The organism is Colwellia sp. 1_MG-2023, assembly GCF_030546755.1.
Classification (GTDB): Bacteria; Pseudomonadota; Gammaproteobacteria; order Enterobacterales; family Alteromonadaceae; genus Thalassotalea_H.
Genome location: NZ_JAUOPE010000014.1, coordinates 111,642 through 122,435 on the forward strand (window position 1 = coordinate 111,642; position 10,794 = coordinate 122,435).

The 10,794-nt window shown below is 38.5% G+C and carries 7 protein-coding genes; 4 read left to right on the forward strand and 3 right to left on the reverse strand.

The window, feature by feature from the left end; genetic code table 11:
* The first annotated feature begins 124 nt into the window (after positions 1-124).
* Positions 125-1,180 carry a protease SohB gene (gene sohB, locus Q4493_RS15125; protein ID WP_303454363.1) on the forward strand — a complete coding sequence of 352 codons (1,056 nt, stop codon included), beginning with the start codon at positions 125-127 and terminating at the stop codon, positions 1,178-1,180.
* A gap of 11 nt (positions 1,181-1,191) precedes the next feature.
* Positions 1,192-1,881: a hypothetical protein gene (locus Q4493_RS15130; protein WP_303454365.1), complete on the forward strand. Its 690-nt coding sequence runs from the start codon at positions 1,192-1,194 to the stop codon at positions 1,879-1,881.
* A gap of 116 nt (positions 1,882-1,997) precedes the next feature.
* Here the strand turns inward: Q4493_RS15130 and Q4493_RS15135 are convergent, their stop codons facing one another.
* The gene (locus tag Q4493_RS15135) at positions 1,998-3,341 is read right to left on the reverse strand and encodes a dicarboxylate/amino acid:cation symporter (protein WP_303454367.1); all 1,344 of its coding nucleotides are present in this window, start codon (positions 3,339-3,341) and stop codon (positions 1,998-2,000) included.
* A gap of 174 nt (positions 3,342-3,515) precedes the next feature.
* On the opposite strand from Q4493_RS15135, the gene Q4493_RS15140 reads away from it, so the two are divergent.
* A complete protein-coding gene (locus Q4493_RS15140) occupies positions 3,516-6,092 on the forward strand; it encodes a hypothetical protein (protein ID WP_303454369.1) in 2,577 nt (858 codons plus the stop codon).
* Positions 6,093-6,195: 103 nt separating this feature from the next.
* Here the strand turns inward: Q4493_RS15140 and Q4493_RS15145 are convergent, their stop codons facing one another.
* Positions 6,196-7,302: an arginase family protein gene (locus tag Q4493_RS15145; RefSeq protein WP_303454371.1), complete on the reverse strand. Its 1,107-nt coding sequence runs from the start codon at positions 7,300-7,302 to the stop codon at positions 6,196-6,198.
* A gap of 403 nt (positions 7,303-7,705) precedes the next feature.
* On the opposite strand from Q4493_RS15145, the gene topA reads away from it, so the two are divergent.
* Complete coding sequence (topA, locus tag Q4493_RS15150; RefSeq protein ID WP_303454373.1) at positions 7,706-10,387, forward strand: type I DNA topoisomerase; 2,682 nt, start codon at positions 7,706-7,708, stop codon at positions 10,385-10,387.
* A gap of 55 nt (positions 10,388-10,442) precedes the next feature.
* Here topA and Q4493_RS15155 read toward each other — a convergent pair.
* Positions 10,443-10,794, reverse strand: a 352-nt coding sequence (locus Q4493_RS15155; RefSeq protein ID WP_303454375.1) for an integrase core domain-containing protein, incomplete at its 5' end; no start/stop codon positions are given.

Here is a 10,794-nt window from a genome sequence, read left to right on the forward strand (position 1 = left end):
ATGTTTATGAAGCCCTCTAACTAGAGGGCTTTTTTTATGAAATTTCATCCCCATTTAATAGATATAAAATAAAATGTTAAAACGTTTATCTGTTAAATAATTACCCGTACCTTGGAGAGTCGCTTTGGAATTTTTATATGAATATGGTTTGTTTTTTGCGAAAACCATTACTTTTGTGCTTGCCTTTGCCGCCATTATTGCCTTGATCGCTTCATCGGCCATCAAGCAAGGGGCAAAGAAAGGAGAGTTGGAAATCACGGATATTTCTGAACAACTGCACGATATTGAAGATGAAATGAACCATCATTTGTTAACGAAAGAGCAATTGAAAGAAAAAGAGAAACAAGAGAAAAAGCAGGCGAAAGAAAAAGAGAAAGCTGACAAAGCGGCGTCTAAAAAGCAAGCTGATGGTAACGAACCAGAGCATGAATCTAAACTTTTCGTTATCGACTTTAATGGCAGTATTGATGCAAAAGAAGTATCAGCACTACGTGAAGAAATTACCGCTATTTTATTAGTGGCTACTGAAAAAGATGAAGTGTTTATTCGGTTAGAAAGTGCAGGTGGAATGGCGCATTGTTATGGCTTAGCCGCGTCACAATTAGACAGAATTCGCCAAGCAAAAATCCCCCTAACGGTATCGGTTGATAAGGTTGCTGCCAGTGGTGGCTATATGATGGCTTGTGTGGCTGATAAAATACTTTCTGCACCTTTTGCTATATTAGGTTCAATTGGCGTTATTGCTCAAATTCCAAATTTCAATAAAATTTTAAAGAAAAATGATGTTGAATTTGAACAATTAACGGCTGGAAAATACAAACGTACATTAACCATGTTTGGTGAAAACACTGATGAAGGCCGTGAAAAGTTTGTTGAAGAAATTGAAGAAATGCACGAGCTTTTCAAAGCACATGTAAGTGAAAACCGCCCGCAGTTAGATATTGAGAAAGTAGCGACAGGTGAAACATGGTCAGGTAAAAAAGCGATAGAGGTTGGTTTAGTGGATGTCGTGACTACTAGCGATGATTATTTATGCCAAGCAAATAAAACGAGTAAAGTTATTGCGGTAAAATACGCAACAAAGAAAGGTTTAGCCGAAAAGTTTTCGAAAGCAGCATCGCTATCTGCGGAAAGTTTTTTAGGAAAACTTTGGCAAAATAATCGAATTTTTCCAAGTTAAACTTTAATTATATGAAAGCTTCTTTTTGGCATGCTTGCTGGGAAAAAAATAGTTTAGGATTTCATCAAACGTCGATACATCCTTTTCTTTCTCAGCAGTTATTGCCTTTGATGTCGTCAAAAACAGATGAGTGTCAAACGGGAAAACAACAACGCGTTTTAGTACCTTTATGTGGTAAGTCTGATGATATGGTGTGGCTTGCTGAACATTTTGACGTAGTAGGGGCGGAACTTAGCGATATTGCTTGTCGAGATTTCTTTCGAGAAAAGTCTATTGAAGTCACGCCAACTCAAATCAGCGATACACAGACGCAAGCAGCTTTTAAACAATATAGTTTTGAAAATATCACTTTATTGCAAGGAGACTTTTTCAAACTGTCAGCAGAGCAACTTTCTGACTTTGATTGGATATATGATCGTGCAGCCATTATTGCTCTACCTAAAACGATGCAGCAAGCATACGCTGATCACTTAGCAACGTTTATTACTCAACACAGTCGATTGTTTTTGATCTCGTTAGAATTTCCCCAAGAAGAGTTGTCAGGCCCACCTTTTTCACTCTTTGAGCAAGACATTAATCGTTTATTTACTGGCTTTAATGTTAAATGTATCGCAGAGCATGAATTAGCAGATAAAACCTTTGCGCAGCGAACATTTAAGGTGAGTTATTTGAGAGAAAAACTTTATATCATTACGAGATAATTGTTTGAAAGCTGTATAGTTAGGAAATCATCGCTCATACATTTATGACAAAAAAAGGTGCGTAAAGCACCTTTTTTTCATTTATAACAGTTATTTTATCATCTTAGATATTTGTATTAACTCTCTTTTTTCAGTTGCTGAAAGTCAATTTCTTCAATTTTCTGGCCAGCATTTTCATCTAAAAATACTGACTCATTAAATTGTTGTTCTGATTTAGCTACAACAGTCGTTACCATACAATCTCCGGTAACATTGACCGCAGTCCTTGTCATATCTAATAAACGGTCAACCCCGATAATAATGGCAATACCTTCAACCGGTAAACCAACTTGCTCGAGAACCATGGCCAACATAATTAACCCAACGCCAGGAACACCTGCTGTACCAATAGAAGCTAACGTTGCGGTTAAAATTACCATCAGAAAATCAGAAAGCGATAAATCAACATTAAATACTTGCGCAATAAAGACAGTTGCAACACCTTGCATAATCGCCGTACCGTCCATATTAATGGTAGCGCCTAATGGCACGGTAAATGATGCAATCGAGTTATCAACACCCATTTTTTTCGTGGCGGTTTCCATTGTTACCGGAATCGTGGCATTACTGCTTGAGGTAGAAAATGCAAATAAAATAGCATCGCGCATTTTCTTGATAAAGATAACCGGATTAAGTCCTGTGAATAATTTCAATATCACTGAATACGTAATCGTGCCGTGAATTACTAAAGCAAAAAATACCACCCCAAAGTACATACCAAGGTTTTTAATCGTGCTGATATCAAGATCGGTAAATAATTTTGCTAATAAACAGAAAACCCCATAAGGCGCTAAATTCATCAAAATGGTTACTAAGCGCATAATGACAACGTTCAAGTCTTCAAATAATTTAGAAATACGTTCACCAGCAGCACCAGAAAGTGCAATGGCAATACCAAATAATAAAGCAAAGACAATTACCTGTAACATATTGCCTTGAGCAAAAGCAGCAAAAGGATTGCTAGGAAACATTTGAATGAAAACTTGAGCCAGAGAAGGCGCTTCTTTCGCTGCAAACGTGGTGTTAGCTGTCATATTAACCCCATCACCTGGACTTAATAATAATGCCAAACTCATGGCAAAACTGATCGCAATAGCCGTTGTAATTAAATATAAAGCAATTGCTTTACCACCAATTCTGCCAAGCTTTGAAGTGTCCTTTAAAGAACAAGTACCACAAATTAGTGAAACAAACACTAAAGGCACGACAAGCATTTTTAAACTAGCAACAAATATTTGCCCGCCAACATTAAAAATACCATCAACAAAGAGCGATCGAAGTGATAAATCAAAAATATAAAGTGGTATTACAAAGTCAGAGCCGTTTGGCATCAATTGTTGTAATAAAAAACCGAGTAGGATCCCTGACACCATGCCGATAACAATGCGTGTCGTTAAACTTGAAGTATGTTTATTTGTCATATTTTTATAATTTTTTATAAAGTTAATAAGTGTTTCAGTCATAAGGTTATCAGCTATTTGGTGGATTAAAAACCTCGGAAGAAAAGCTTTTTTTAATAAGTTAGTGACCTTTTTGTTTTTTTTCGGTTAATATTAAGGTGCTTACAACAAAAACATCATCAGGGAGATGCTTTTATGGCGCTATTTAGACGCTTAAGTTTCATTATGTTTTTCATTGGTCTCATCGGCTGTGGTGGCGGAGATGGCAGCCTTAGTTCAGGTGGTGCCGCTGACAATGATACAGGTACTACTACTGATGAAATTACACTTACACTAGCTATTTCTAACACGACAGTTACTGGTGCTGAGCCCGTTAATGTTACGGCAACTGTTATGCAAGGCTCTGAAGCTGTTGTTGGTAGGGCGGTAACCTTTACAACTGACCTCGGTGCTTTTTCACCTGCCTCTGGAACAGCATTAACTGATGAAAGTGGTGTTGCGACAATTATTTTAACCGCTGGCACAGTGCGTGGTGCAGGAGAGATTTCTGCTTCATTAAGTTCGGGTGAAACATCCAATGTACCACTGGGTTTTAATACTCAGGGCGATGATATTAATGTCGGTGGCGATATTAAAATCACAGTTGCACTGATTGATGAAGAGGGTAATGAAACCGATACGATTACCGCATCAAAACCTGGCCGTGTTGTGGCAACCCTTGAGGGTATTAATTCCCCGTTAATCGTTAACTTTTCATCAACGGTTGGTGATATTCCTATTGCATCGGCGATTACTGATGATAATAATTTAGCTGTTGTAGATATTTTTGCTGGTGATAACCTTGGCGCCGGTGAAGTTACTGCGACAATTACAAGTGGTGAGACAGGTAAAACCATTTTTGTGGTTGGTTCTTCGACTGTTTCTATGGGTAGTGGTGAACCATTTGTTAAAGGTGTTGCTGAGATAAGTTTAGACCAAATTTCTGCCGGTGGTACCAGCGTTATTTCGGTGTCTATTATTGATGATCAAGGTAATTTATTTACTGAGCCTGTTGATGTTAACTTTTCTTCAAGTTGCTCTACTCAATCTGTTGCTAAGTTAAGTAGTCCTATTACTACTTCGAACGGTGTTGCAACAAGTACATACCTTGCACAAGGCTGTGTTGGAGATGATCCTATTAATGTTACCGCTAATGCTGGTGGGATAAATCTATCTGCTTCGGGGTCAATCAATGTTCTACCTGCAGATATTGGTAGTATTGAATTTGTGTCAGCTACCCCACAAAATATAGGCATTTTAGGTGCTGGTATTGTTTCCGGTTCTGAAAGTTCTACGCTTGTTTTTAAAGTTAAAGATACCGATGGTAATCCGTATAATAATCGTGTGGTCAATTTTGCGTTAAATACGGATGTTGGCGGTATAAAATTAAGTCAAAATGAAGCAACCAGTAATGCCGAAGGTATTGTTCAAACGGTTGTAAATTCTGGGACAGTTCCTACTACTATTCGTGTTATTGCTTCAACTGCTACTTTAGATGGTACGGTTGTCTTTACTCAATCAAGTCAATTGGTGGTTTCAACAGGTTTACCTGATCAAGATAGTTTTAGTCTTGCTCGTGGCAACGCTAACCCTGAAGCTTGGAGTGTAGATGGAGTTGAAGTACCAGTTACGGTTCGAATGGCGGATGCATTTAATAACCCGGTACCAGATGGTACAGCTGTGAACTTTACGACAGAAGGTGGCTCAATAGGATCATCTTGTACTACACAAAATGGCGTATGTTCGGTAATGTGGACAAGTCAAAACCCTAGACCAGCAGGTCAAACTTTAACTAATAACTTCTGTACAGTTGCAGAAAATAATAACCCGGCAATTTTCTGTGCTCGAGAGCCATTAGCAAACGGGAAAAACTATCTTGGTCAAGAGTATGGTGGTCGTGTAACCGTATTAGCAACGGCAGTAGGTGAAGAGTCATTTCCTGATAAGAATGGTAATGGGCGCTTTGATGAAAGTGAATACTCGTTATTTCAAGGCTTAAATGTCAGTGATATGCCTTATGATTTAAAAGAAGCATATGTTGATCACAATGAAGACTCTGTTTATAACCCAGTTGAAACTAGTGCTGAAATAGGCGGTGAATTAGAAGAATTTGTTGATTTCAATAACAACGGAGTCTTTGATCTTCAAGATAATGTTTATAACGGAGTATTGTGTGGTTTAAATGATGTGACTAATCCTGGTTCTAGTATCACTAATCAGTATTGTGCAAACCCAGATGATGAACCTGACCCAACGAAAAAATCTGAAAAAGTCTCTACAAATGTTAGAGGGTCAACTATCATCATCATGTCAGGTACAGACCCTTATGTTACAGTAACAGCAACTAATGATTCGGTAAGTCAAACCACCTTACAAGATGATGATAATGATCCCAATACACCTGAGGTTGAAGTAGCAAACCCTAACTATAATAGTGAAGATACTTCTTTATATATAGCGGGCGAAAGTACAGGTACTGTTAGTATTATTATTGCTGACCTACACAATCAACCTATGCCTTCAGGTACTTTGGTGTCATTTGTGGCGAGTGTTGGCTCTGTAGTTGGTACAGGTACGTATACTTGGCCAGGTGATGCAAGTAATGGCGGAAGTGCCTTTGGGGTTGCTATTAAAGGCGAATCAGAGCCTACGAGTGGCCCATTAGAAATTGTCGTGGAAACACCAGGTGGAGTGACAACAGTTTTCAGTGGTATTAATATTGTAATTCAATAAGAAATCGCTTTAACTTCCAATAAAAAAACCGCTGTAAAGCGGTTTTTTTAATTATTGAATGATACTTACGACTGAATGGTAACTAGCAACTCATAAACATTTCTTAATTTTTCGCCATTTCTTTTAGTAAAAACGCCGAAATTTCACCACCTACTTTTAAGGTCGTTTCGCTGCTACTTGCCCCTCGACCTGAACTGTCAGTAAATGGAGCTATTTCCATCATATCCGCACCTGTTATAGGGTACTGCGCTGCTAATGCTTTTAAAATATCCATTGCTTCATTGGGGGTTAAACCATCAGGCTCTGGCGTACCAGTTGCTGATGCATAAGCTTCATCGATAGCGTCAATATCAAAGCTTACGTATAACTCGTCAATCGCTTGCTCTTCAAGCTGCGCTAAAATATTCGCTATAATGGGTGCTACGCCGTTTTCTCTTATTTCATGAGCCCAATGTTGTTTTACACCAAAAGTGCTTTCCCAGTGCTCTTTTGGTCTGCCGCTTGAGCGAATGCCAATTTGGATTAAATGATTTTTTTCATGCAGGTCATCTAAAATATGCGTGCACCAAGAACCAAAACATAGATCAATACCTAAACGTTCGACTAATAAATCGGTATGAGCATCAAAATGAATAATAGCAGCACGCTTGCCTTGTTTCTTTTTCGCTTGTAAATAGGTTTTGGTTAATGGATAACTAATTGAATGATCACCACCAATACCAAATATGCCTTTAGCGGGAAATTGTGCATAAAAATCATGCAGCACATCTTCTGTTATTGTTAAAGGGCTGACGGCTAAATTGCTATCTTTATCTTGATATAACGCCTTACGACAGTTGGCAATTGTTGGTTCATTTAAATATTTATCATGTAAAAGGTGAGGAATAACACGAACATCGCCCATATCAAATACATTTAAATTAGGGTGTTGATTCAATAACGTTGAACGAACAAACAAAGGTCCCCAGTTAGCACCTCGTAAAATGCCCCCGCCACAGTCTGAAGCAATACCTAAAATAACTGCCGCAGACGAATCGGCTAGCTTATTTAAGCTTTCAGCCCAAATTGATTCTATGTTTTCTGTTTGCCCATATAGTGCTTGATGTAATTGCGCTTTACGCTCTTTTGCGGTGTTAACCGTAAATACACCGTTTCCGGGAGGGCATAAACTTTGTTTGATTTTGTCTAAAAATAAAGACTGGCTTGTCATAATAATTCTCTTTTAGTTTTACTGTTGTAGTTTTCTACAATCTTAGGGTTGTGCGTTAGAAAATATTTAAAATAGGTTGAAATTTTAAGGCAAGGCTAAAATATTAGTGCATTAGCTCTTAATTTCTCGTGAAAACTCGACTATGATTACGCCGAAAAATTATCAAAGCTATTATAACGAAATTATACGAATAGGTTAATTTATAAAAAATAATTGCTTGTCAGCTTGCTAATTAACAGATATATCTAATAGTAATTTCAGAAATTAATTAAAATTTAACATTGTCGAGTTCTACTAAAGATTGAATATTACTCGCTTGTAAACTTATTTATCATGCTTATAAAACCGGTAAGATAATGAAACACTGATGTGTTAATCAGTAAATGTAGGGTTAAAAAAATATATGTCAAAATCTCTTGTAATTGTCGAGTCTCCTGCAAAAGCGAAGACAATTAACAAATATCTTGGGAAAGATTTTATCGTTAAGTCAAGTGTTGGTCATGTGCGTGATCTTCCTCATAGCAGTACCGGTAAAAAAGTAGCGGCAAAATCTCCTGCAGAAGTGAGAAAAATGTCCCCAGAGGCGAAAGCTAAATATAAAGCTAAACGTGATAAGCAAGCGTTAGTTAATCGTATGGGGATTGATCCAGAAAAGGATTGGCAAGCAACTTATCAGGTGCTTCCTGGTAAAGAAAAGGTTGTTTCTGAATTACAAAAACTTGCTGAAAAAGCAGATACTGTCTATCTCGCAACCGATTTGGATCGCGAGGGAGAGGCGATTGCATGGCATTTAAAAGAGATTATTGGTGGTGAAGACGACAAGTTTAAGCGAGTCGTTTTTAATGAGATAACCGAAAACGCAATTCAACAAGCATTCGCCACACCAGGTGAGTTAAGTATGCCTGGGGTAAATGCTCAACAAGCGCGACGCTTTTTAGATCGTGTTGTTGGTTTTATGGTTAGTCCGTTACTTTGGAAAAAAGTGGCGCGTGGTTTATCGGCTGGCCGTGTTCAATCTGTTGCTGTTAAATTAGTCGTTGAAAAAGAACGTGAAATTAAAGCATTTGATCCAAAAGAGTTTTGGGAGATCAGTGCAGATACTAGTACGCAAGATAACCAAACCTTAGCCCTTGATGTGACGCATCAAAATGGTAAAGCGTTCAAACCTACCAATGAGAAAGACACTAAAGCCGCGTTAGCTATTTTAGAGCCGGCTAGTTACGAAGTGAGTAAGCGTGAAGACAAACCGTCGAAAAGTTCTCCTTCAGCGCCATTTATTACTTCTACGCTACAACAAGCGGCAAGTACTCGTTTAGGTTATGGCGTTAAGCGCACTATGGGCTTAGCGCAACGTCTTTATGAAGCAGGGCATATCACTTATATGCGTACTGACTCAACTAATTTAAGTAAAGATGCCGTTGAAATGTGTCGCGGTTATATCAGTAAGAATTTTGGTGATAATTATTTACCCGAGCAGCCGAAAATATATGGTAGCAAAGCAAACGCACAAGAGGCGCATGAGGCTATCCGTCCTTCAGATGTTAAACTTGAAGCGGCTTTTATTGAAAAGTTAGACGATGACTGTAAAAAGTTATACGACTTAATTTGGCGTCAATTTGTTGCTTGTCAAATGACTGCGGCTCGTTATACCGTCAGCACGCTAACGGTTAGTGCTGCTGGCTTTGACTTGAAAGCTAAAGGTCGAGTGATGCAATTTGATGGTTGGACAAAGGTTCATCCTCAATTATCAAAAGGTGATAAAGATACCCATCTTCCTGATTTATCGGTTGGTGAAAAACTCACACTTGTGAAACTTGACCCATCACAACACTTTACAAAGCCACCGGCAAGATTTGGTGAAGCATCTTTGGTAAAAGAATTAGAAAAACGTTCTATCGGACGTCCTTCTACTTATGCTTCAATTATTTCTACCATTCAAGATCGTGGCTATGTGCGTTTAGATAAAAAACGTTTTTATGCAGAAAAAATGGGTGAAATAGTTACTGACAGTTTAGATGCCAGTTTTAAAAACTTGATGAGCTATAACTTTACCGCTGAAATGGAACAAGAGCTTGATGAAATAGCCGAAGGAAAAATAGTTTGGAAAGACGTATTAAATGAGTTTTATAAAAACTTTACCAAACAATTAGTGCTTGCTGATAAACCGACAGATGAAGGTGGAATGCGCAACAATGAGCCCATTTTAACTGACATTGACTGTCCAACATGTGCTCGTAAAATGGGCATTCGTACAGCGTCAACGGGAGTTTTCTTAGGGTGTTCTGGCTATGCTTTACCGCCAAAGGAACGTTGTACCACCACCATGAATCTGACTTCAGGTGAAGAAGCAGTCAGTGTTTTAGCTGAAGATCAAGAAACAGAAGCGCTTCGTGCGATGCATCGTTGTCCTAAGTGTTCAACGGCGATGGACAGCTACCTTATTGATGAAACACGTAAATTGCATGTTTGTGGTAATAATCCAGTGTGTGATGGTGTTGAAATTGAAAAAGGTGAATTTAAAATCAAAGGTTATGATGGTCCTGTATTAGAATGTGACCGTTGTGAAGCCGACATGGAATTGAAAAATGGCCGTTTCGGTAAGTACTTTGATTGTACTAATAGTGAATGTAAAAATACCCGTAAGCTCTTAGCGAGTGGGGAAGCAGCGCCACCTAAGGAAGATCCTGTGCAATTGCCAGAACTTCCTTGTGAAAAATCAGACGCTCATTTTGTTTTACGTGACGGTGCGGCTGGTATTTTCTTAGCCGCTAATACGTTCCCTCGTTCTCGAGAAACACGTGCGCCAAAAGTGGAAGAGTTACAACGCTTTAGAGATAGAATTTCACCGAAGTTTTATTATTTAGCGGATGCGCCAGCGAAAGATCCGGAAGGAAATTTAGCTATTGTTCGTTATAGCCGTAAGAGTAAAGAGCAGTATGTCATGACTGAAACTCTTACTGATGGTGGCAAGCCTAAAGCAACAGGCTGGATGGCTACTTATGAAAACGATAAGTGGGTAGAAACTTTAGCCAAGAAAAAAGTCACTAAAGCTAAGGCTAAACCAAAGGCTAAACCAAAAAAGTAATGACTAAAGTTATCATTAGTTTGACCCGTCCTAACATGGGTTGACACATTTTGGATTAAAACGCCTGATGCACTTCATCGGGCGTTTTGTATTTTAAGGCCGTATGCGGCCTTCTTTGATTATAGATAGTGACTGATTGTTCCACCATTTTTCTTGCCTCCTTTAAATCCTTAGGTTTTATCAATAAATATTCATTCTTCAAGATACCGTTGATTCGCTCAACCAACGCATTTTGGTAGCAGTCGTAACCATCAGTCATCGAACACTTAGTTTGGTAATGCCTACGAAGCTGTTGATATTCACTTGAGCAATACTGCACACCTCTGTCTGAATGGTGTACTAAGATGTTGTTTGATTTTCTTTGCTTTAATGCTTTAGCGTAAGCGAGCTTAACCGAGTTTGTTTTC